We start from the raw sequence: 23599 nt of genomic DNA on the forward strand, positions 1-23599 counted from the left end.
GAATGCACCGTGCGCCATTTGAGGAAGTCGCTGGACAAGCGGCGAAGCTCGGCGATGCCTGGACATCGGCAGTACCGTCATCGAGGGCGTGGCCGCGACTTGACATGAAGACGTCATGACGTCATGATGTCTTCATGAGTGCTAATCGCGACAGCCAACTTCCCCTTTACGCGCAGGTAGAAGCCGCCCTGATGGCCAGTATTGCCGACGGGACTTACCCGCCGGGAACGCAACTGCCTAATGAAACCAGCTTGCTGGCAACCTTTCGGATCAGTCGGACAACCCTTCAGAAGGCCATACAGAATTTGATCGCCCGAGGGTTGATTGAAATCCGCCGAGGTAAGGGCACATTCGTATCGCAACCACGCCTCACGCAAGAACTCACCGAACTGAGCGGCTTTGTCGAGGACATGCGTTTGCATGGCCGCCATCCGACGGCGCGGATGGTCGGCAAGCAAATTGAAGACGCGAGCGATCTGGTCGCTCGCAAGCTCTCGCTCGAGGCAGGTGCGTCGGTGGTCCACATTCAGCGCATACGCATCGCCGACGGGACACCGCTATCGTTCGACGAGACATGGCTGCCGAAGGACATCGGCGAGAAGATCCTCGAGAATGATCTGGAGGTCGAGCCGATCTTTTCGTTGCTTGAACAGAAGTACGATCTGCCACTCAGGGAGGCCGAGTACAAACTCGAAGCGATCGCCGCAGATAAGATCGTCGCCCGGGCACTCGAGATCAAGGTGGGTAGCCCGATTTTTCTCATCGAGCGCACGTCCTACAGCGAGCAGGGCCGTCCCGTCGACTACGAAAAATTGCACTACCGCGGCGACCAGATCCAGTTCGTCACCCATCTCACCCGGCGCAAGCCGCATGGCCGATAGCGCGGTGTGGGCTTCTTCAATGGATACAGGTCACATACTCTGGCTGTTTGCCGTGTCGTTAGGGGCTAGCGCGCTAGGTGGAATGCTGGGCATGGCAAGCGGTATTTTCATCGTGCCCATCCTGACCGTGTTCGGTCACATCGACATTCATATTGCGGTTGGTGCCAGCATCGTTTCGGTGATCGCGTGTTCCTGTGGTAGTGCCGCACCGTTTCTTCGTGGTCGATTGACCAACGTCCGGCTTGCGATCGTTCTGGAAACCGCCACGACGCTAGGGGCATTATGCGGCGTCATGATGAGCGGTCTCATTCCGGTACGCGTGCTTTATTTCATTTTTGCTGTGGTCCTGATGCTGTCGATATGGCAGATGCTTGCGAGGCGTTCCGATCCTGTCGCTGCCGCCACCGCCGCGAGCATCGATCCGTGGAGTGCCTGGTTATGTCTGGATGCTCGCTACCCGGATCATGCGCTCGGACGCGAGATCGAATATCGCGTGCATCGCATCGGGCTCGGCATGTTCTTGATGTATTGCGCCGGACTGATTTCGGCGTTACTCGGCATCGGTAGCGGCGTCCTCAAGATCCCGGCAATGGATACGGCATTGCGCCTGCCAATCAAGGTTTCCTCCGCAACGTCGAATTTCATGATCGGCGTGACTGCGGCAGCCAGCGCCGGCGCCTACTTCGTGCGCGGTGAAATCGTGACCGCCATCGCTGCGCCTGTGGCGCTGGGGTCAGTCGTGGGCGCGATGATCGGGGCTCGTGTCCTCATGCGGGTAACGAGCGACAAACTGCGTGTGCTTTTCGTCATCGTGCTCGCAGTCCTTGCAGTACAGATGCTTCTCGAAGCATTGGGTGTCCGCCTTTTCGGAGCTTCGGCATGAGCCACATCGCAGCCAATACGTCAGGGCTTGAAGGGCGGCTGGCCGGACTTCTACACCACGGCACGTGGCTGGCCTCCTGTACGGTCGCCGCCGGCCTCGCAATGGCACTGCTAGGCCCCTGGGCTCGCAACCGGCTCTCCATGACGGCTGTCATCGGCCCCCACGTCATGACTGCAGGTGTTGCGCTCTTCATCCTCCTCCCGGTCGTGCGCCTGATATTGATGCTGGGCGTTTTCCTGCATCAACGCGACTATCGTTTCAGCGCGATTACCGGACTGGTGTTGATGATCGTGGTCGTCGGATCGATGATCGGCGCAGCGTGAGGTTGATGAGGCTCCGTCAAGAGAAAAGATGGCTTCGGGTCTGTCCCTCGGCCGTTGCGGAATGATCCTGGCGCCAGCCGCGCAAACGATCAAACGATCTTTCTTTCGTCATCCCGCAAGCCTACTGTGCACCCTTCGTTTACAAGTGACGAAAACGCGCCTCGGAGCGCCCGTGCGCGGGCGTTTGCGGCTACCGCCGCTGATTTGACAACCCCCCTACGCTCGCGTAAATTGCGCGCACGCGTCGGGAGAGCGCGTCCGTGGCCCAGGTTTTTTCGAACCCTGGCGCGAACGCCGCCGAAGGGGCACACCCACAAACTCTCAGGCAAAAGGACCGACTGCGTCGAAGAGCCTCCAAGCGGCTTTTCGCACTCTGGAGAGCGGCAGTAGCGCGTTCACGAAGCCTTCATCATGGCCGTGACGGCAAGCTGCCCACCGAAGGGGCGCGCGCACGAAGCAGGGAGCGGAAAAACCGTTCCGGCTGCGCAATCTCTCAGGTACCGAGGACAGAGGGGTCAAGCAATGGCATCGACGCGCGCGCTCGCTGGAGCTTCGCGCGAGGGCCGGTCGCATGACCCTTTTTCGTTTTCGCGAAACCTTAAGCGCGCCGAGGCTCCTATGACCGAACTGAAACACACCCCGCTGCATGCCACGCACCGCGCGCTCAACGCGCGCATGGTCGACTTCGGCGGCTGGGACATGCCCGTCAACTACGGCTCGCAGATCGACGAGCACCACGCGGTGCGCGGCGACGCCGGCATGTTCGACGTCTCGCACATGTGCGTCGTCGATTTCTCGGGCCCGCGCACGCGCGCGTTCTTCGAATACGCGCTCGCCAACAACGTCGGCAAGCTGCAGACGCCGGGCCGCGCGCTTTACTCGTGCCTGCTCAATGAAAAGGGCGGCGTCATCGACGATCTGATCGTCTACTTCTTCTCCGATGATTTCTTCCGCGTGGTCGTGAATGCCGGCACGGCGGAAAAAGACATCGCATGGTTCAACCGCCTCAACACCGAACAGCAATTCGGCCTCACGATCACGCCGCGTCGCGATTTCGCGATCGTCGCCGTGCAAGGCCCGAACGCGCGCGCCAAGGTGTGGCAGACCGTTCCGGCTGCGCAGGCCGCGACCGAAGGGCTCAAGCCGTTCAACGCGGCGCGTGTGGACGGTACGCTGTTCGGCGACCTGACGATCGCGCGCACGGGCTATACGGGCGAAGACGGTTTCGAAATCATCGTGCCCGCGACGCATGTCGCCGCGTTGTGGCAGGCGCTGCAACAAAACGGCGTGCGTCCCTGCGGGCTCGGTGCGCGTGACACGTTGCGCCTCGAGGCTGGCATGAATCTGTACGGGCAGGACATGGACGACGACGTCTCGCCGCTCGATGCCGGTCTCGCCTGGACCGTCGATCTGGCCTCGCCGCGCGCGTTCGTCGGACGTGCCGCACTCGAAGCGGCCGGCGCGAAACAGGCATTCGTCGGTCTCATTCTGCAGAAGGAAAACGGCAAGGCCGGCGGCGTGCTGCGCGCGCACCAGAAGGTGCTGACGCCGCACGGTGAAGGCGAAATCACGAGCGGCACGTTCTCGCCGACGATGCAGGAATCGATCGCGTTCGCGCGCGTGCCCGCAGGCGTGGTGCCGGGTGACGTCGTGCACGTCCAGATTCGCGACAAGTCGCTGCCTGCAAGCGTGGTAAAACTGCCATTCGTGCGCAACGGCAAAGTGCTGGCCGTCTAAGCGATACGAGCGCACGCGCCTCTGAGATCAAGATCAACATATTTTCACTATTTAGGAGCATCTGATGAGCAACGTTCCGGCCGATCTGAAATACACCGATGAACACGAATGGGTGCGCACCGAAGCTGACGGCACGCTGACGATCGGTATCACCGATCATGCACAGTCGACGCTCGGCGATATCGTCTTTCTCGAACTGCCCCCAGTCGGCAAGCAAGTGAAGGCTGGCGATGCCATCGGCGTCGTCGAGTCCGTGAAGGCGGCTTCCGACATCTACTCGCCGGTGTCGGGCGAGATCGTCGCAATCAATGCGGACGCCGTCGACACGCCCGAGGAGGTCAACAGCGACGCCTACGATACGTGGCTGTTCAAGATCAAGCTCGCAGCCGGCGCCTCGACCGATAGCCTGCTCGACGCCGCTGCCTACGAGAAACTCGTCGGCTGACCTTCCTGTCCTTGCCGCGGCTTTGCGCGCACGAACACGCGCAAGGCCGCGCCCCATGCCCTGCCCATCATGAAGCTCGACCACCCGGATTCGCTGATGAACCGCTCCCCTCTCTCGCTCGCCGCGCTCGAAGTGCATGACGCCTTCGCCGAGCGGCACATCGGCCCGGACGCCGCAGATCAGCAAAAGATGCTCGACGTCCTCGGCTTCGGCTCGCGCGCCGCGTTGATCGACGCAGTGATCCCACAGGCGATCCGCCGCACCGAGACGCTGCCGCTCGGGCCGTTCGCGCAGGCACGCAGCGAAGCCGAAGCATTGGCTCTACTTCGCGAGCTCGCGAACAAGAACCAGGTGTTCCGCTCGTACATCGGACAGGGCTACTACAACACGCACACGCCGGCCGTCATCCTGCGCAACGTGCTCGAGAATCCCGCGTGGTACACGGCTTACACGCCGTACCAACCCGAAATTTCGCAGGGCCGTCTCGAAGCGCTGCTGAACTTCCAGCAGATGATCGGCGACCTCACGGGGCTGGCGATCGCGAACGCATCGCTGCTCGACGAAGCGACGGCCGCGGCCGAAGCGATGACGCTGCTGCAACGCGTGGGCAAGCCGAAGTCGGACATCTTCTTCGTAGCCGACGACGTGCTGCCGCAGACGCTCGAAGTCGTGCGCACGCGCGCTCTGCCGCTCGGCATCGAGGTCAAGGTGGGCCCCGCGGCTGAAGCCGCCGCGTCGAACGCGTTCGGCGTGCTGCTGCAATATCCGGGCGTGAACGGCGACGTGCGTGACTATCGCGCGCTGACCGAGGCCGTGCACGCGGCGGGTGGCCATGTGGTCGTGGCGGCCGATCTGCTCGCGCTGACGCTGCTTCAGCCTCCTGGCGAATGGGGGGCCGACGTGGCCGTCGGCAACTCGCAGCGCTTCGGCGTGCCGGTCGGCTTCGGCGGCCCGCACGCGGCGTATCTGGCCGTGCGCGACGAATTCAAGCGGCAGATGCCGGGCCGGCTCGTCGGCGTCACCGTCGACGCGCAGGGCAACAACGCGCTGCGCCTGGCGCTGCAAACGCGCGAGCAGCACATCCGCCGCGAAAAGGCCACGTCGAACGTCTGCACGGCGCAGGCGCTGCTCGCGATCATGGCCAGCATGTACGCGGTCTATCACGGCCCGCATGGCCTGAAGACCATCGCGCTGCGCGTGCATCGCGTCGCGGCGCTGTTGGCGGCGGGCCTCAAGCAGCTCGGCTACACGCTCGCGAACGAGACGTTCTTCGACACGCTGACGATCGAAACGGGCACGCGCACGGCTGCCGTGCACGACGTGGCGAAGAGCCTGCGCATCAACCTGCGCCGCTCGGGCGACACGCGCGTGGGCGTCTCGGTCGACGAGACGACGACGCGCGCCGATCTGGCCGACCTGCTCAAGATCTTCGCGCACGCGGCCGGCGCGATCGACGTGCCGCACATCGACGTGCTCGACACGGCGCTCCAGCGTGCCGCGTCGGAAAGCGGCGACGTCGAGGCCACGCCGCTGCCCGCATCGCTCGTGCGCACGAGCGCGTTCCTCGAGCACGCGGTGTTCAACCGTCACCATTCGGAAACCGAAATGCTGCGCTATCTGCGCAGCCTCTCGGACAAAGACCTTGCGCTCGACCGTTCGATGATTCCGCTCGGCTCGTGCACGATGAAGCTCAACGCAACGTCGGAGATGCTGCCGGTCACGTGGCCCGAGTTCGGCCAGATCCACCCGTTCGCGCCTGCCGAGCAGACCGTCGGCTATCGCGAGATGATCGATCAGCTCGAGCAGATGCTGGTGGCGGCCACCGGTTATGCGGCCGTGTCGCTGCAACCGAACGCGGGCTCGCAGGGCGAGTACGCGGGCTTGCTGATCATCCACGCCTACCATGCTTCGCGCGGCGAGAGCCAGCGCGACATCTGCCTGATCCCGGCTTCCGCGCACGGCACGAACCCGGCGTCGGCGCATATGGCCGGCATGAAGGTCGTCGTCGTCGACTGCGATGCGCAGGGCAACGTCGACATCGAAGACCTCAAGACCAAGGCCGCCGAGCATTCGGACAAGCTCGCGGCGATCATGATCACCTACCCGTCGACGCACGGCGTGTTCGAACAGAACGTGCGCGAGATCTGCGAGATCGTGCACGCGCACGGCGGCCAGGTGTACGTCGACGGCGCGAACATGAACGCGATGGTCGGTCTCACGGCGCCGGGCCAGTTCGGCGGCGACGTCTCGCACCTGAATCTGCACAAGACGTTCTGCATTCCGCACGGCGGCGGCGGCCCCGGTGTCGGGCCCGTGGCAGTCGGTCCGCACCTCGCGCAGTTCCTGCCGAATCAGACGTCGTCGGGCTATCGCCGCGCCGAGAACGGCATCGGCGCGGTTTCTGCCGCGCCGTACGGCTCGGCATCGATTCTGCCGATCTCGTGGATGTACATCGCGATGATGGGCGCGAAGAACCTGACGGCGGCGACCGAAACGGCGATCGTCAACGCGAACTACGTGGCCAAGCGCCTCGCGCCGCACTACCCGGTGCTGTATTCGGGCCCGGGCGGACTCGTTGCGCACGAGTGCATTCTCGACCTGCGGCCGATCAAGGACGTGAGCGGCATCACCGTCGACGACGTGGCCAAGCGCCTCGCCGACTACGGCTTCCACGCGCCGACCATGAGCTTCCCGGTGCCGGGCACGCTGATGGTCGAGCCTACCGAGTCGGAGTCGAAGGAGGAGCTCGATCGCTTCATCGAGGCGATGGTGGCGATCCGCGAGGAAATCCGTGCCGTCGAGGAAGGCCGTGCCGATCGCGAAGACAACCCGCTCAAGCATGCGCCGCATACGGCTGCCGTCGTGACGGCGAACGAATGGCCGCATGCGTACTCGCGCGAGACGGCGGCTTATCCGCTGCCTTCGCTGGTCGCGCGTAAGTACTGGCCGCCCGTCGGCCGTGCGGACAACGTCTATGGCGATCGCAATCTGTTCTGTTCCTGCGTGCCCATCGCCGATTACGCTTAACTCTCGGCTCGCGTTCGCATGCGCGTGTCTGGCCTGCCATGCGTGGGCCAGACACGCGTCGTTCGGCAGCAATACCGGCTAACATCTCACACCGCGAATCAGCCAATGAAGGAGCGATGCATGGTGCGAATGGAGCCAACGACGACAGCGCGAGTGCCGCGCGCGCAAACGCCGCGGAGTCGAGTCGGACGTGTGCCGCTCGCCCGTTGGCTGCTCGTGTGCGCGGCCGCTGCGGCGCCGTTCGGTGCAGCGCACGCGACGATGAATTTCTGCGCGGCGCCGGCCTTGCAGACGAGCGAGCGCACGAACGCGACGCCGGGCGTCGAGGGTTTGATGAAGCGCGTGGCTGCGCGCCTGAACGACCAACCCAAGCCACTCGAGCAGCTGCACACCGAAGGCACGCTGCCGCATGAGGGCATCTACGATCAGAGCGTCGAAGCCGAGAAGGATCTCGAGCTCATGCGCGATGCCGCGCTCGTGTGGCGCGCGACCGGCGACGACCGCTACCTGAAGCTCGTCGACCGGTTCCTGCTCGCCTGGGCCACGACCTATCGCCCGAGCTTCAATCCGATCGACGAGACGCATCTCGATGGCCTGATCCTCGCCTACGACATGACGGCGAGCGCGCTGCCCGTGAAGACGCGCAACGCGGCCAGCGCGCTGATCGCGACGCTCGCGAAAGGCTACGTCCAGCGCATCGACAGCGAGCCGCGTCCGCTTGCGGGCACCTATCGCAACAACTGGCAAAGCCATCGCGTCAAGCTCGTCGCCATGGCCGCATTCACGCTCGACGATCGTAAGCTCATCAATGCGGCGCAGCGGCTGTTCGTCGAGCAGGTCGGCAACAACGTCGCGCCCGACGGCACGACGTTCGATTTCACCGAGCGCGATGCGCTGCATTACGTGACCTACGACTTGCAGCCGCTCGTCGAGGCCGCGCTCGCTGCGCGCCGCCACAACCGCAACTGGCTGACCGAGCGCGCTGCGAACGGGGCCACGCTGGCGCGCGCGCTGGACTGGCTCGCACCGTACGCGCTGGGCGCGAAAACGCATGAGGAATTCGTGCATTCGAGCGTGGCGTTCGACGCCAAGCGCCGCGATGCCGGCCTGCCGGGCTATTCGGGGCAATGGGACCCGCGCAGCGCGGCCGAACTGTTTCATCTTGCCGCACGTCTGTCGGGCCGTTACACGCCGGTCGCGCTGCGGCTCTCGCCGACGCCGCCTCCTTGGCTGGCAGTGTGCTTGCCGCTGGCGGCGAGGTAAGCTTAGCTTACTTACGTAATTCATTTCTCTGGAGTAGCAGCAATGGCAGTCAGCGTTTTCGATCTCTTCAAAATCGGCATCGGCCCGTCGAGCTCGCATACGGTCGGACCGATGCGCGCGGCGCTGCTGTTCGTGCAGGGGCTCGAGCGCGACGCGCTGCTTGCCGGCACGGCCGCCGTCAAGGCTGAGCTGTATGGTTCGCTCGGCGCCACCGGCAAGGGCCACGGCACCGATCGCGGCGTGATGCTGGGCCTCATGGGCGAGGCACCCGACACCGTCGACCCCGAAACGATCGCGACGCGGCTCGAGGCCGTGCGCACGTCGCGGCGTCTGGCGCTCAATGGCAAGCACGAGATCGGCTTCGTGCTGAAGGAACACATCGCGTTCTATCGTCAGGCGTTACCCGAGCATCCGAACGGGCTCAAGCTGCGCGCACTCGACGCGGCCGGCGCCACGCTCCGCGAGACGACGTATCTGTCGGTCGGCGGCGGCTTCGTCGTGACGGCCGGCGCGCCGAACACCAAGGTGCTGCAGGCGGCCGATCAGCTGCCGCATCCGTTCCGCACCGGCAACGAGCTGCTCGCGATGTGCGAGGCCACGGGCAAGACGATCGCGCAGCTGATGTCGGAGAACGAGCGTGCCTGGCATACCGAAGAGGAAACGCGCACGGGCCTGTTGAAGATCTGGAATGTCATGCAGTCGTGCGTCGCGCGTGGTTGTGGCATCGGCAACCCCGACGCCGACGGTACGCTGCCGGGCCCGTTCCAGGTCAAGCGCCGCGCGCCGCAGCTGTACCGCGCGCTATCGGGCAACCCTGAGCAGTCGCTGCGCGATCCGCTCTCGATGGTCGACTGGATCAATCTCTATGCGATCGCCGTGAATGAGGAGAATGCGGCGGGCGGGCGCGTCGTCACGGCGCCGACCAATGGCGCAGCCGGCATCATCCCGGCTGTGCTGCATTACTACACGCGCTTTACGCCGGGGGCGACCGAGCAGGGCGTCATCGACTTCCTGATGACCGCCGCCGCGATCGGCATTCTGTACAAGCTCAACGCGTCGATTTCGGGCGCCGAGGTGGGCTGCCAGGGTGAAGTGGGCGTGGCCTGCTCGATGGCGGCAGGTGCGCTGGCGGCCGTGATGGGCGGCACGCCGAAGCAGGTCGAGAATGCGGCCGAGATCGGCATGGAGCACAACCTCGGTCTGACGTGCGATCCGGTCGGCGGCATGGTGCAGATTCCGTGCATCGAGCGCAACGCGATGGCGGCCGTCAAGGCCGTCAACGCCGCGCGCATGGCGCTGCGCGGCGACGGCAGCCACTACGTCTCGCTCGATTCGGTCATCAAGACCATGCGCGAGACGGGCGCCGACATGAAGACCAAGTACAAGGAAACGTCACGCGGCGGGCTGGCGGTCAATATCGTCGAGTGTTGAGGCTGTGGGGAGCGCGCCAAAGAATTCGTGCGAGCATCCCCGTCAAATTCACGTAGCGCGGAAACCCGGTCCACCGGGGGGCGGCGCTACGCCCTCCTAAAAGAGAAACCGCCTGATAGGCGGTTCATCGTGATCGCTTGCCGATCCAATGTCGAGTCGAGAGCCCGGCGCTAGTACCGGGAAAGCGGACTCGGCCGTGGCGCCTCATTTCTTGTCTGGCGCCAACTTCATCGAGGAAAATGCCCTTAGAGCGGAGTCGGAGATCCGTTTTTTGCCTTGCTTGAGCACTACGATCTCTGATTTCCTCAGAAGAACGGAACCCGATGAGGTACTGGGCTTCGTCAGCGGTGAGTGCCTGCGGCGCAATGCCGAAGATTTCGCGGATTTCATTGCCGAACCTCTTTTCCAGTAATGAAACAGTTTTCTGGGCTGGGAAAAGTTTACCAGACCGGCTTGCGTTCACCAGGACAACGGCCGCAACGGGATTTCCCCCACCGCACCGGACAAAGTCGGCGAGATCGCACAACGTTCCCCCAAGCGTCGTCACATCGTCCACGAGCACGTAGTCCCGGCCCCGCTCGACGCGGCCATGAAACGACGGACGCAAGTTCAGCCTTTCCATTGGATCGGCGCCCGTGTGATACACCTTCGACATTTGCACGATGTCTTGGTCCAACACGCCATCGTAGAGCGAAAGCAAAGCCGCCAGCACTTGTGGTATCGCGTTGTCCCCAAGGCTTCGCGTGCGTGAGGCACCACGAAAATGGCATCCTTCGGCAGCGAGCGACTTTCGATCAAGTCGGACATTCGCTTAAGAAGCGGCATGGCGAGATCGCTCATGATTTCGATCGCTGCGTCAGCCGAACCTTTCTTTGCCTCCATGTAGCGCGGATGGTGCTTCAGTTCCTGATCGTTTCGAAACAAGAATATCGGCTCCATGAGTGAAGGTGGAAAGCCGAATTCGCGCATAGGCGCGGGGCCGGCCGCAACTTGACCGACTATCGACGTTCTTTTGACGGCGGAAGGCCGGCGTCCTGTGTAGGGGATCGGCCTCGATTTGCGAATGATCATCGGATGAGTATCGCGGTCCGCTCGGCTCGTCTCGCATAGGTCGTTGGGATAACGATGACGGACCTGTCATACCGGTAGCGCGCACTCCGAAGCTTGCAGGTAGCGGCGTGAAGACGCTCGGCGTAAGCTGTCGAAGCCGCTTCTGCCCCGCTTTCCAATCAGCCAGGAGGTTGCCGCTTCATGACGAATGTTGCCGATTCCGCCATCGTGTCCGGTGCGCGGCTCGTGGTCGATGCCTTGCTCACGCACGGTGTCGACCGAGTGTTCTGTGTGCCGGGGGAGAGCTTTCTCGCCGTGCTCGACGCGCTTCACGACGAAACCGAGCGCATCCAAACGATCGTCTGCCGTCACGAGGCCGCAGCCGCGAACATGGCCGAAGCGACGGGCAAGCTGACCGGGCGCCCAGGCGTCGCGTTCGTCACGCGCGGCCCCGGCGCCACTCATGCGTCGATCGGCGTGCATACGGCCTATCAGGACTCCACGCCAATGGTGCTGTTCATCGGCCAGTGCGCGCGCGAGCACCTCGATCGTGAAGCGTTCCAGGAGATCGACTACCGTCGCATGTTCGGCCAGATGGCCAAATGGGTCGCCCAGATCGACGACGCGCGCCGCATTCCCGAATATCTGAGCCACGCGTTTCACGTCGCCTGCGCGGGGCGGCCAGGACCTGTCGTGCTTGCATTGCCCGAGGACGTGCTGTCCGATGCCTGCCCTGCGGTGCCCGCTGCGCCGACGTATCAGCGCATCGCCGCGGCGCCGTCGCCGGCGCAGACCGAGCGGTTGCGCGCGCTGCTCGAAACGGCGCAGCGGCCGATGGCGATCGTCGGCGGTAGCGGCTGGACGCAGGAGGCTTGCGCCGATCTGCGTCGCTTCGTCGAAACGTGGCAGCTGCCGGTTGGCTGTGCGTTCCGCTATCAGGACACGCTCGACAACGACCACCCCAACTACGCCGGGGACGTAGGGCTCGGCATCAATCCTGCGCTCGCCGCGCGCATCCGCGAGGCCGACCTGCTGCTCGCGATCGGGCCGCGCCTGGGCGAAGCCACGACGGGCGGCTACACGCTGCTCGACATTCCGAAGACGAAACAGACGCTCGTGCACGTGCACCAAGGCGCCGACGAGCTCGGGCGCGTGTATGCAGCCGATCTGCCGATCGTCTCAGGCATGCCCGAGATCGCGCAGGCGCTCGCCGCCATGGTGCCGCGCTCGGCGCCGGTCTGGGCCGGCAGCGCGGCCGAGGCGCATCGCGCTTACCTCGAATGGCGCCGGCCGCGACCGATGCTCGGCGACGTGCAGCTTGGCGAGATCATGGTTCAGCTGCGCGAGCGTCTGCCAGGCGATGCGATCGTCACGAACGGCGCCGGCAACTACGCGATCTGGCTGCATCGGCATTTCGTCTACCGGCATTTTCGCTCGCAGCTTGCGCCGACGAGCGGTGCGATGGGCTATGGCGTACCCGCCGCGATCGCGGCCAAGGTGCTTCATCCCGACCGCATGGTAGTGGCGTTCGCCGGTGACGGCTGCTTCATGATGGCCGGCCAGGAGTTCGCGACGGCAATGCAATATGGCCTTGCCGTCATCGTCATCGTCGTCAACAACGGCCATTACGGCACGATCCGGATGCACCAGGAGCGGAACTATCCGGGGCGCACGCACGGCACGGGGCTCACGAATCCCGACTTCGCCGCCTTTGCGCGGGCGTTCGGCGCGCACGGGGAGACCGTCGAATGCACGGCCGACTTCCTGCCCGCGTTCGAGCGCTGCGTGCAAAGCGGACGGCCCGCGTTGATCGAGATCCGCGTGCCACAGGAAGTCAGCACGCCGGGCGCGACGCTCGAGCAGATTCGCCAGCAAGGGCTCAGCACGCGCAAGTAGGGCCGGGGCCGCGCGGTCAGCGGCCGTGATAGATCGGATCTCTTTCTTGGCGTGGCGGCTCGCGGCGCGTGTCGTGCGGGAGGTCCGCGAGCCACTGTGGCCAGCTTGGCCAGGCGCTCGGACTCGTATTCGTATTCGTCGTATGCGCACGGACATGTCGTGTCGCATTCGGGTGACGATGCGAGGCCGAGGCCGTGCGCTCGGGTGTATGGGCGTGCGCGGTCTGGGCCGTCGATGATGAAGGTGGGGCCGCCTCGACGTTAGGCGCTTGTTCCGGGCGCAGTACGACGCCCGACGACACCGTGGCCGACGTGTTCGCTCGGGTGTCGGCTGCGGTTTCGGCTTCGGTGCGTGTGCCGGCGGGTGCGTCGGCATGTTCTTCGGAGTGCGAATCGAAAGGCGTGTCGAGGGTCACGACAGGCGCGTCCCGCGTCGTCGTGCAATCGATCGGTTCGTTGCCGCTGCAGCCGGCTGCCGGGCCTTCGGCCAGTTGCTCGGCAAGAATGGGGGCTTGGCGCTTGGATGCCGGCGTTGCGGCGGCCGGCGACTTCGGCGCCTGTGCGACCGCCCGGGCCGGCGGATGAGGCCGACCAGGCGTGGTCGTCCGTCTATGTGGCGCGTGGGGCGCCGCCTGCGCCAGCCGCGTTGCCGCGGGCGATGCCGGCATCTGCGCTTGCGGTGCTGGTTTCGTCGGAATAGCGAGGTCGGTCGAGTGCTGTGGCGGCGGTGTAGGCGATTGCACCATCGATTGCGCCGGGGCAGGCAGGAGCCATGGCTTGGGCGCGGCAGGTGGTGTCGTTTGCACCAGAGGCGGCGTCGATGCTGGTGCCTGAGCTCTTGGCGGTGGTGTCGTCGGAGCGGTCAGGTTAGCTAAGTGCTGCTGTGACGGCGCCGGCGATTGCACCATCGATTGAGCTGGCGGCTGAGCCGGGGCCGGGGGGATCGACGGCTTGGGCATCGCAGGCGGAGTTGCCCGCGCCAGTGGGGGCGTCGATGCCGGTGCCTGCGCTTGCGGCGCCGGTTTCGTCGAACGGGTTACCTCGGTCAAGTGCTGCTGTGACGGCGCCGGCGATTGCACCACCGATTGAGCTGGCGGCTGAGCCGGGGCAGAGGGGATCGACGGCTTGGGTATGGCGGGTGGCGTCGCCTGCGCCTGCGCTTGCGGCGCCGGTTTCGTCGGAACGGTTACCTCAGCGACGTGCTGCTGTGATGGCTTCGGCGATTGCACGATCGACTGAGCTGGCGGTTGAGCCGGGGCAGAGGGGATCGGTAGCTTGGGCATGGCGGGCGGAGTTGCTTGCGTCAGGGGCGGCGCCGACGCCGGTGCCTGTTTCTGCGCTTGTGGCGCTGGTTTCACCGGAACGGCCATGTCAGCCAGGGGCTGTACTGGCGGTACCGCAATCGACTGCTTCTCCACCGACGGTGCCGACGCCGCAGCCACCGTCGTCTCGCCCGATGATCGGCCGTGATCGTGGCGCTGACGCCCTCGTTGCGACGGCAAGTTGCGCAACCGTTCCGCGTCGGCCGCATCCTCGTCGCGCACGCTCGCGATCTGCTGGGCAAGCAACGCGACCAGCGCATCGCTCGTCGCCGGATTCGGCGGCGCTACAGCGGTATTCGTCGTATCAGATGGCGCTCGCTTTGCCACGGAGCCGCCGACTGCGCGCCATTTGACCTGCGCGTTCTCATGCTCTGCGATCGCGATGTAGGTGCCAAATGCCAGCACAAATCCGAACAACATGAAGGCCGTGCCGCGGCTCAGCCCCCACCGTCTGGCGCCGTTCGGATCAGCTTGTGTGAAGTGACGCGGCAGCGCAGAGGAAGCGCGCGTTTGCGCCTGCGCGCGCTCGTCGTCGCCCGCAGTACGAGGAGGGGGGCCGGCGCGCGCTGCTGTGCGCAGCAAAACGGGGCGGCCGCATCGCGGGCAGGTCGTGCATTCGGGCGGCAGCGCGGTGCCGCAGCCGATGCACGCCACCACATGCGCCGCCTTCGACGTCGCTTGCGTATGCATAGGGTCTCGTGGCTGATCGATGCCCGGCGTCCCCTCGGCGGATCGGCGCGACGCGCTTGATGCGCGAACGAACGCATGCCTCGCGCGGCGGTTCACGTTCGCCTGATAGGAATAAGTTGGAGCGCACGCATCAGCGACGCGTGCGGGCGAACGCGCTATTGCGAGACACTATGTGCTGGGGCCGGCCAAAGATCAATGGCGCGCGGCATAGGGATGTTCGGTGCTTAACATACGGCGGCGCCGCACTCGTTCTACATGGAGCTTCTGACGGGCAGAAGAAGACGGTTATGAAAACGGGGCGCGTGCGGATTTGGGGAGCGGGTATCTGCCTTGCGGCCGCGATGGCCCGCGGCGTGCCGGCGGAACCGCTGCCGGCACCGACGGACTCCGCCTGCACGCCCGCGTTCTCCGAAGCCGACGTCATGCACGGCTTTCGCCTGCAGACCCCATGTGACCTGCATCCGGCATTGCAGAAGCGCCTGATCATGGCGGCCGATCGCGCGGCACGGCACGCCGCGCTGACCAACCGTCAGCGCGCGGCGTTCGCGCAAGCGGCGAACGTCCTGCTTGGCGGGGTCGGCGCGCGGGCGCTCGATCACGTTGCACCTCTGCTGGCCGGTCTCGCCGAGCAGGCGCAAGCACACCCCGACTACGATTTCGTCTCGACGGCACGCCTGTGGCGTCAGCGCTATCGACAACTGCTCGACGACATCGCGATGGCGCGCACGACCGATCCGCTCGAGCGCGACGTCGACGATGCGATCGACCAGCTCGATCTGGACCGCGCCGCCAGGCTGCTCGCCCAGCAGCTGATCGAACCCCAGGAGCCCGACGATCTGACGGCCGTCCGCAGCTACGAGTCGGCGATCGTCGAGTGGCTGCGCTTTTCTCCGCAGCGCGCGCTGACTTTTGCCGAGCTCGCCCATGCGCTCGTGCCGGACGACATCGAGATCGCTGCCATCTACGCGGACTTGCTCGACGACGCGCGTCGACTCGACGAGGCGCAGCGTCTCGACGAATTCCTCATCATCCGCTACCAGACGCTCGCCCAGGACAAGCCCGACCGTTGGCGCCCGCGCATTGCGATGACGCTGACCCGGCTCGGCCGCCTCTACGAAGCCGAGCATCTGCCTCAGGAGGCGGAGATGGCGTATCTGCATGCGCTGGGCGTCTATTGGGGGATCGCGCGCGAGCATCCGCTCGCGTACGGCCCTGATTTGGCGACGACGTTCGCCGACCTCGGCATGCTGTATCGCGACCTGCACCGTCTGCCTGGCGCGATCGAGGCTTATGGCGAGGCGCTCAAGCTCGAGCGCGCACTGGAGCGTCGCGCGCCTGCCGAGTTCGCCCCCGAAGTTGCGGTGACGCTGAACGATCTGGGCATCCTGGACGACATGACCGAGCGTCCCGACGATGCCGAGCGCGCCTTGCTCGAAGCGGTCGTGATTCAGCGCACGCTGGCCCATGCGAACGCAGCTGCCTACCAATCCGAGCTTGCACGCACACTGAACAATCTCGGCAACCTGTACGCGGAGCTCTCCCGCTTCGACGATGCCGAGCAAGTCTACGACGAAGCACTCGGGTTGCGTCGCGAGCTGGCGCGCGACTATCCGGCGGCATACGTGCCCGAGGTCGCGCGCACGCTCGGCAACCTCGGCGTGCTGTACCGGATGCGCGGGCAGCCCGGGCGGGCGCGTACGGCGTACCGCGAGGCGCTGGCCGCCTACCGCACGCTGTCGCCGCGTCATGCGGCTGCGTATCGCCCCGACGAGGCGCGTACGCTGAACAACTTCGGCGTGCTGCTGAGCAGCCTGCACGAGCCGCGTGGCGCCGAGCAAGCGTATCGTCGTGCGATCGTGCTGTACGCCGCATTGACCAGGATCGAGCCCGCCGCGTATCGGCTCGATTACGCGCGCACGCTCGGCAACCTCGCCCGGCTTTACGGCGAGACGGGCCGCCCGCGCGAAGCCGATGCGACGCATCGCGAGGCGGCACGGCTCACCGATTCGTCGGCTCAGTAGTCGCTACGCTGGCTACCGTTCGTCGCGCCCTTAGTGTCGCTTGCGCGGCGGCACGAAGCGCCAGCTCAGCAGGACGAGCAGCGCGAACAGCGTATAGGCGAGCGTGAAGACCCACGCGGGAAAATCGTAGTAGATCAGGCGTGCGAGCCAATGCTCGATGAAGCCTTGCGAGCCCGTGGTGCCGTGCCGCAGCCAATCTTCGAGGGTCGTCAGCGGGCAGGGAATGTCGAGCACGGCCAGCAGCGCGACGATGCCGATCGCGCACAGATGCGTGAACCGGAAGCGCGGCTCTCGCACCCATTGCCAGCCGCACGCCGCACCGATCCAGATCGCCGTGAACCCGCCGACGATGAACAGCACGACGAGCGTGTGCACCACGAGAACGGCGTTGGCGAGCGCGTTCATCGCGGTCAAGCGGACGTCAGCCGCAAAGGGGCGCTGTTGGCGCGCCAAGGTCGCCGATGGCATCGGCGCGCTCGAAGTCGGCATCGGTCATGGCGATGTCGACCATTTCGACATCGGCCGTTGCCTGCCCCGACAAGCCGGCGAGCGGTGTGGCCACGCGCGCCAACGCTTGGCGCGGCACGGGATCGAGCGCCGTCGAGCAAAGCCGCAGCGAGGCTGCATGGTCATCGTCTGCGTGCAGGCCGTGCTCCGTCAGCAGCATATCGACCCGGCGTGCGATGGCCGAGCCCGTCTCGATCAGCGTGAACCGGTCACCGAAAAGCGTGCGGATCGTCGGCACGAGCAAGGCATAGTGCGTCGAACCGAGGATGACCGTATCGGCGCCGGCCTGCGCCATCGGCTCGAGATAGCGCGTGAGCAGCGCATGCATCTCGGGGCCGGCCACGTGACCTTGCTCGATCAGCTCGACGAGACCGTGGCCGGCCTGGCAGACGACGCGGCAATGGTTGGCATGCGTCGCCAGGAGCGTGCGCAGACGATCGCTGCGCAGCGTCGCCGCGGTGGCGAGCACGCCGACCACGCCACTGCCCGAGGCCAGCGCGGCAGGCTTGACGCCGGGCTCCACGCCGACGATCGGCAGCGCGAACGTGCTGCGCAGGCTCGCGATGGCATGGGTGGTGGCGGTGTTGCAGGCGACGACGAGCATCTTCGCGCGCTGGGCGCAGAGCCAGCGCGTGAGCGCCGCGCTGCGTGCGCGGATGAAGGCGTCGGTTTTCTCACCGTAGGGGGCGTAACCCGAATCGGCCAGATAGACGATCGATTCGTGCGGCAACTGCGCGCGAATCGCGTGCAGCACCGACAAGCCGCCAAGGCCGGAATCGAAGACGCCGATCGGTGCGCAAGCGTGGGACATGGTATGCGATCGAAATCGAAGTGGGGCGATGGCCGCACAAGCGGCCAAGCGCATCGTTCGATCGGCGAGTATAAGGGCTTATCGAGCAACCGACGCTCGAGTGTGGGCTCGAGCCGACATCACGAAGGCGAGTGCGATGCATGCGACGAACAGCAGCGACACGATGAGCATGCCGCCGCGGTAGGCCTGTGCGTAGCCGGCCGCTGATGCATCGTGCGCCACGGCCGAGAAGAACACGCCGCTGATGGCCGTGGCGCCGAAGGCAGAGCCAATTTGCAGCATCGATGTGACGACGCTCGACGCGAGGCCCGCCTTGGCTGGCTCGATTTCGCCGATGACGATGCGCACGACGCTGGGCAGTACGATGCCATGGCCGATGCCGGCCAGCGCGAGACCGGCATAGAACGGCAGGGTCGGCACGACCCGCAACGAGGCGAGGCACGATGCGGCAAACCCCGCGGCGAGCGCGACGAAGCCCGCCGTCAGCACATGGTGGCCGAGCCGGCGCACGAGCGCGGGCGACACGAGCGGCCCGAGGATCGAGCCCGCGCCGAACGGAAAGATGGCGAGGCCTGCCACGAGCGGCGACCAGCCGAGCCCTGCTTGCAGATAGATGCCATAGGTCAGGAAGAACGCGCTGTCGCAGTAGAAGCAGAAGGCCAGCACGAGTCCGATCGAGAAGACCGGATTGCGGAACAGACTCAGATCGACGAGCGGCGCGCCGCCCGCGCGCCGGGTGCGGTGCTGCGCGAACACGAACGTGGCGAGTACGGGCACGCTCGCGCCGAGGGACACGAACGTCCACGCGGGCCAGCCCGCTTCGCGCCCCTGCGTGAGCGGATAGATGACGAGCGCGAAGAACGACGAGAGCAGCACGAGGCCCGCGGCATCGACGCGCGAACCGTGGGCTGCGCGACTTTCCGGCACGAAGCGCCAGGCGCCGACGAGCGCGAGCAGGCCGACGGGCACGTTGATCAGAAAGATCGACTGCCAGCCGAGCCCGAACGGGTGCAGCGTGATCAGCGCGCCGCCGCCGATCTGCCCGGCTACCGACGCAAAGCCGTAGACGAAGCCGTAGAGCCCCATCACTTTGGTTTGTTGCGCAAGCGGAAACGTGCTGCGGATCGTCGCGAGGATCTGTGGTACGAGCATCGCGGCGCTGGCGCCCTGCACGAGGCGGGCGCAAACGAGCATCGTGCCGCTCGTCGCGAGCGCACAGCCTAGCGAGGCCACGACGAAGCCGGCCATGCCCGTCATGAACATCCGCTTGCGGCCGAGCAGGTCGCCGAGGCGGCCGCCCGTGACGAGAAACACGGCGAAGGCCGACGTGTAGACCGACACGATCAGCTGCAGTTCGGCCGCGCTCGCGTGGATGCCGGCGCGGATCGCGGGCAGGGCCAGGTTCACGATGAAGTAATCGAGCGGCGAGAGGAACGCACCGGTCAGCAAGACGACGAGCGCCAGCGTATTGGCTGCTTTCGACGGTGCGCGATCGGAGCCGACGGCGACGGGGGCGGCGGGGGCGGCGGTAACAGTGGGTTCGGATGACATGGCGATCAACGTGCCTTGAGTATCGGAGCAGGGAAGGAGGGCTGGCGACGCGGGCGCAGCGGTCGATCTAGCCTGGGGCGTCACAGCGTGGGTGCGGGCAGCGCGCCGAGCACAGTCTCGAACGCCACGCCGATCGCGAGCAGGCGCCGGTCGCTGCCGAGTGGCCCATCGAGCTCGAGCCCGAGCGGCAGCCCCGTGCGCGTGACACCTGCCGGCAGCGACAGGCCGGGTATGCCGGCAATGCTGCCCGGATCGGTATGGCGCAGGTAGGCCGCCATCTCGTCGAGCGGCTCGCCACCGGCGATCGACACCGTCGACGAGCCGTTGGCTTCGTCGATTGGAACGGCGGGCAGCGGTGTGGTCGGAAACAGCAACGCATCGATGCGCTGCGCGGCGAACGTGTCGGCATAGAGCCGCTGCAGCGCCGGCCGGCCCTGTGTGAGCGCTTCGTCGTACTGCGCGCCGAACGTCTTGGCGGCCACGGCTTCGTAGATGCGCTGCACGTCGGGGCTGGCCACATCGGCGAGCACTTGCGCGATCGTGCGTACAGGTGCGCCGTTCGCATCGAGCCAGGCAGGCACGTCCTCGCTCGCTTCGTGAAACGCAATCGGCAGGCTGATGTCGCTGGCAAGCGGCAGCAAGTCAGGCAATGCCACCTCGACGAATTCGACGCCGGCATCGGCCAGGCGGTCGACGGCCGTGCGCAGCACCGTTTCGAGTTCGTGATCAAGGCCATGCCATAGCGGTGCCGGCAGCCCGATGCGCAGACCGGGCAGTCGCACGGCCGCGAGCGGCAGGCCATCGGTGATTGCGCGGTCTAGCAGGGCGACGTCCGACACGGTGCGCGCCATCGGTCCGACCGTATCGCGTGTCCGACTGATCGGCACGACGGCTTGCGGATCGTGATAGCGGCGCTCGGCCCCGCCGTTGCCGACCGACGGGCGAAGACCGGCGATGCCGGTCAGCGCGGCTGGAATGCGCACGGAGCCGCCGGTATCGGTGCCAAGGCCCGCGGGTACGATGCGCGCGGCGATGGCGGCGGCTGTGCCGCCCGAGGAGCCGCCCGGAATGCGGGTACGGTCATACGGGTTGCGCACCGGGCGCGCGTGGGGGCTGAGGTTCGTGCTCGTGATGCCGACGGCGAGCTCGTGCATGTTCGCCTTGCCGAGGACGATAGCGCCCGCGTCGACGAGCTTGCGCACCGATGGCGCACTCGTGCGCACGACGAACTGCGCTAGCGACGGGGTGCCCGCGCAGGTCCGCATGCCGGCCACATTGATGTTTGCCTTGACGACGATCGGCAATCCCGCAAGCGGCAAGCGGGCTCTTTCTTCGACGCTGAGCGCGTCGATGCGCCGCGCGGCCGCGAGTGCCTGATCGGCCTCGAGTGACGTGAGCGCGTTCAGGTTCGCCAGTGCCTCGGCACGCGCCAGCAGCGTGCTCGTATAGTCGAGTGCCGTCATCCGGCCGGTATGGATGGCCGCCACCGCCTCGCTCGCCGTCAACGCCAACTGTTCGTCCACCGTCAGGGCCATGCAAAGTCTCCGCAGAAAGGGTATGAGGGCAAGGCACCGACCTGCACGCGTCTTGCCGCAGTCGAATTAATTACTTTTCAGTCAAAAAATCGGTAAAAAATTTTCAGCCGAGCGCCCGCATCGCGACGTCGACGGCTGTCACCAGCCGTGCCTCGTCGGGAATCACCTTGCCGACCACGCGCAAGCCTTGCGTCATGCAGAGCAGGAAATCGGCCGTGGCGCGCTCGTCCAGCGCCGGATCGAAGGCACCTTCTGCCTGCCCGCGGATGACTGCGGCCGCGAACAGCGTCGTCACGCGCCGCATGACGGCCTCGATACGCGTGGCGACCGCTTCGTCGCGCGGCACCATCTCCAGCGCCGTGTTGGTGATCAGGCAGCCGCGCAGGTGTTCGAGCGTGGCGGCGACACGCGTGTGGTGCAGCAGCGCCTCGCGCACGGCCTCGCACGCCGGCCGCCCCGAATTGAGTCGCTCGGACAGCCTGACGAGCGCGCCTTCCGAGTAGTGGTCGAGCGCGGCGAGCAGCATGCCGTGCTTGTCGCCGAACGCGCCGTACAGGCTGCCGCGCAGCAGGCCCGTCGCGTCGCACAGATCGTCGAGCGAGGTCGCGTGATAGCCGCGCTCCCAAAAGGTGCGTGCGGCCGCTTCCGAGACGGCGCTCACGTCGAATTCGCGCGGTCGGCCGCGTTGCGGCGCGGTGCCGCCTTTTTGAGAAGCAGTGGACGTCTTCATGTTGAAGATATTATGACTGATGATTCAAAATATCAAGCGGCACTGCCGAGCCGGATTGCGTCAACTACGCGTTGCGGGTACGCTAGCGGACAGTTCAGACGAATTCACTCGCCCGAACCCGACTCTATTCCATCCTTTGCCGATGACGACGAACCCGTTGCGCAACGCCTTGCTCGACCGCGCTTGCATAGCAAGTGCCGATCGCGCGTGCGTGGCCGGTTTCGACGTCGCATCTGTGGCTGTCGCATCGCCTCCCCCTCCCGCGAGGCACGAGGTGATCGCCGTCGCACCGCCCTCGGTGGTGGTGCTCGGCTGAGCGCCTCCTTTTTCGTTCCCTCGTAGCAGCGCGTTGCCCGTTTGGCGTCGTCAAGGCGTCGGCGGTGTGCATGCGCGCGCTGCGAGTCCAAGAACCGACACCGACACAGGTGACCCTTCATGGCATTCATCAAAGCCGCGTATGCGGCATATGGCTCGACTGCGCTGTTCGTCCTGCTCTGGGGCAGTGCCGCGATCTTCGCGGAACTGGGCTTGCAGCACGCGTCCGCGTTCGCATTTCTCTTGTTGCGCTTCGCGCTCGCCTCGGCGGTACTGGGCGCGATCGGCCTGCGGCGACGACGCTGGCTGCCCGCGCCGGGCACGCGCTTGCGCGTGGCCGCCACGGGCGCGTTGCTAACGGGTGGCTACACGATCTGCTACCTGCTCTCGCTCGAAGACGGCATCAAGCCGGGGCTGCTCGCGACGATCCTCGGCGCACAGCCGATTCTCACTCTGCTGCTGACCGAGCGTCGCTACGGCGCGGCGCGTCTGGCAGGGCTCATGCTCGCGCTGGGCGGGCTGGCGCTGATCGTCCTACGCGGCACCGGTACGCCGACGTTGACGACGAACGGCATCGGGTACGCGTTGACGGCGCTCGCCTGCATCACGATCGGCTCGCTGCTGCAAAAGCGTCTGCGGCAAGCGCCGATCGATGTGCTGCCGTTGCAGAACCTCGTGAGTCTTGCGCTGTGCGCGGGGTTTGCGGCGTTCAAGCCGCTCACGATCGAGCCCGGCGCGGCGCTCGTCGTGGCACTCGTTTGGATGGGGCTCGTGATCTCCGTGCTGGCGCAATTGCTGCTCTACCGTCTCATGAGCGGCGGCAATCTCGTGAACGTGACGAGCATGTTCTATCTGGTGCCGATCGTCACCGCGGGCATGGACTACGTGTGCTTCGGTCATCGGCTGCACCTGATGGAGATGGTCGGCATGGGCGCGATTCTCGCCGGGCTTGCGCTCGCGTTGCGGCCACAGCGGCCCACGCGCGCCTTGAGCGAACCCGGCGAGGCGTGCGCGGCGCATGAGACGGCGGCGACCGACGCTGACAGCCGATGAGCGTGCCGACCTAGCAGACGCCACGCGGGCGGGCGGCAGCGATGCATGTCGTCGCCGCCCGCCGTTGCCGCCACCGCCCGCGCGGCAGTCAACGAAACGTGCCGTGCCGGCTACAATGCGCGGGCGCTG

At 65.9% G+C, this 23599-nt stretch carries 18 protein-coding genes and 2 riboswitches; of the genes, 11 read left to right on the forward strand and 7 right to left on the reverse strand.

What is annotated here, in order from left to right:
* Positions 1-134: 134 nt before the first annotated feature.
* The 8 genes from D7S89_RS19685 to D7S89_RS19720 all read left to right on the forward strand — a co-directional run bounded on the left by D7S89_RS19685 (position 135) and on the right by D7S89_RS19720 (position 9990).
* Positions 135-881: a GntR family transcriptional regulator gene (locus D7S89_RS19685; RefSeq protein WP_121280158.1), complete on the forward strand. Its 747-nt coding sequence runs from the start codon at positions 135-137 to the stop codon at positions 879-881.
* Positions 871-1764 carry a sulfite exporter TauE/SafE family protein gene (locus D7S89_RS19690; protein WP_245983078.1) on the forward strand — a complete coding sequence of 298 codons (894 nt, stop codon included), beginning with the start codon at positions 871-873 and terminating at the stop codon, positions 1762-1764. The genes D7S89_RS19685 and D7S89_RS19690 overlap by 11 nt, the downstream gene beginning before the upstream one ends.
* Positions 1761-2087, forward strand: a complete 327-nt coding sequence (locus D7S89_RS19695) for a DUF1634 domain-containing protein (protein ID WP_121280165.1) — start codon at positions 1761-1763, stop codon at positions 2085-2087. The genes D7S89_RS19690 and D7S89_RS19695 overlap by 4 nt, the downstream gene beginning before the upstream one ends.
* Positions 2088-2322: 235 nt before the next feature.
* Positions 2323-2435, forward strand: a riboswitch (glycine riboswitch).
* Between the two features lie 15 nt (positions 2436-2450).
* Positions 2451-2607, forward strand: a riboswitch (glycine riboswitch).
* Positions 2608-2705: 98 nt separating this feature from the next.
* The gene (gcvT, locus tag D7S89_RS19700) at positions 2706-3824 is read left to right on the forward strand and encodes a glycine cleavage system aminomethyltransferase GcvT (RefSeq protein ID WP_121280167.1); all 1119 of its coding nucleotides are present in this window, start codon (positions 2706-2708) and stop codon (positions 3822-3824) included.
* Positions 3825-3888: 64 nt separating this feature from the next.
* Positions 3889-4269 (forward strand): glycine cleavage system protein GcvH, encoded by a 381-nt coding sequence (gene gcvH / locus D7S89_RS19705; RefSeq protein WP_121280169.1) that lies wholly within the window; start codon positions 3889-3891, stop codon positions 4267-4269.
* A 69-nt stretch (positions 4270-4338) separates the two neighbouring features.
* On the forward strand, positions 4339-7296 hold the full coding sequence (gcvP, locus tag D7S89_RS19710) for an aminomethyl-transferring glycine dehydrogenase (protein ID WP_121280172.1): 2958 nt from the start codon (positions 4339-4341) through the stop codon (positions 7294-7296).
* Between the two features lie 129 nt (positions 7297-7425).
* Positions 7426-8559: an alginate lyase family protein gene (locus D7S89_RS19715; RefSeq protein ID WP_425470848.1), complete on the forward strand. Its 1134-nt coding sequence runs from the start codon at positions 7426-7428 to the stop codon at positions 8557-8559.
* A 42-nt stretch (positions 8560-8601) separates the two neighbouring features.
* Entirely contained in the window at positions 8602-9990 is a 1389-nt protein-coding gene (locus D7S89_RS19720) for an L-serine ammonia-lyase (RefSeq protein ID WP_121280176.1), read from the forward strand.
* Between the two features lie 124 nt (positions 9991-10114).
* On the opposite strand, the gene D7S89_RS19725 is transcribed toward D7S89_RS19720, so the two are convergent.
* A complete protein-coding gene (locus tag D7S89_RS19725; RefSeq protein WP_245983080.1) occupies positions 10115-10702 on the reverse strand; it encodes a conjugal transfer protein TraN in 588 nt (195 codons plus the stop codon).
* A gap of 539 nt (positions 10703-11241) precedes the next feature.
* Here D7S89_RS19725 and D7S89_RS19730 point away from each other — a divergent pair.
* Positions 11242-12936, forward strand: a complete 1695-nt coding sequence (locus D7S89_RS19730) for a thiamine pyrophosphate-binding protein (RefSeq protein ID WP_121280179.1) — start codon at positions 11242-11244, stop codon at positions 12934-12936.
* A 16-nt stretch (positions 12937-12952) separates the two neighbouring features.
* Here D7S89_RS19730 and D7S89_RS19735 read toward each other — a convergent pair whose 3' ends face one another.
* On the reverse strand, positions 12953-14947 hold the full coding sequence (locus D7S89_RS19735; protein WP_121280181.1) for a hypothetical protein: 1995 nt from the start codon (positions 14945-14947) through the stop codon (positions 12953-12955).
* 287 nt (positions 14948-15234) lie between these two features.
* Between D7S89_RS19735 and D7S89_RS19740 the strand changes: the two genes are divergently transcribed.
* Entirely contained in the window at positions 15235-16968 is a 1734-nt protein-coding gene (locus tag D7S89_RS19740) for a tetratricopeptide repeat protein (RefSeq protein WP_147426712.1), read from the forward strand.
* Positions 16969-16998: 30 nt separating this feature from the next.
* Here D7S89_RS19740 and D7S89_RS19745 read toward each other — a convergent pair whose 3' ends face one another.
* The 5 genes from D7S89_RS19745 to D7S89_RS19765 form a co-directional block, all read right to left on the reverse strand.
* Positions 16999-17373, reverse strand: coding sequence for a DUF2784 domain-containing protein (locus D7S89_RS19745; RefSeq protein ID WP_121280381.1), 375 nt, complete (start codon positions 17371-17373; stop codon positions 16999-17001).
* Between the two features lie 16 nt (positions 17374-17389).
* A complete protein-coding gene (gene murI / locus D7S89_RS19750) occupies positions 17390-18286 on the reverse strand; it encodes a glutamate racemase (protein WP_121280186.1) in 897 nt (298 codons plus the stop codon).
* Positions 18287-18364: 78 nt separating this feature from the next.
* Positions 18365-19837: an MFS transporter gene (locus D7S89_RS19755; RefSeq protein WP_121280188.1), complete on the reverse strand. Its 1473-nt coding sequence runs from the start codon at positions 19835-19837 to the stop codon at positions 18365-18367.
* Positions 19838-19917: 80 nt separating this feature from the next.
* On the reverse strand, positions 19918-21372 hold the full coding sequence (gene iaaH / locus D7S89_RS19760; protein WP_121280191.1) for an indoleacetamide hydrolase: 1455 nt from the start codon (positions 21370-21372) through the stop codon (positions 19918-19920).
* A 103-nt stretch (positions 21373-21475) separates the two neighbouring features.
* The gene (locus D7S89_RS19765; RefSeq protein WP_121280193.1) at positions 21476-22102 is read right to left on the reverse strand and encodes a TetR/AcrR family transcriptional regulator; all 627 of its coding nucleotides are present in this window, start codon (positions 22100-22102) and stop codon (positions 21476-21478) included.
* A 435-nt stretch (positions 22103-22537) separates the two neighbouring features.
* Between D7S89_RS19765 and D7S89_RS19770 the strand changes: the two genes are divergently transcribed.
* A complete protein-coding gene (locus D7S89_RS19770) occupies positions 22538-23470 on the forward strand; it encodes a DMT family transporter (protein ID WP_121280196.1) in 933 nt (310 codons plus the stop codon).
* Positions 23471-23599: the final 129 nt, after the last annotated feature.

Source organism: Trinickia fusca, assembly GCF_003628145.1.
GTDB lineage: Bacteria > Pseudomonadota > Gammaproteobacteria > Burkholderiales > Burkholderiaceae > Trinickia > Trinickia fusca.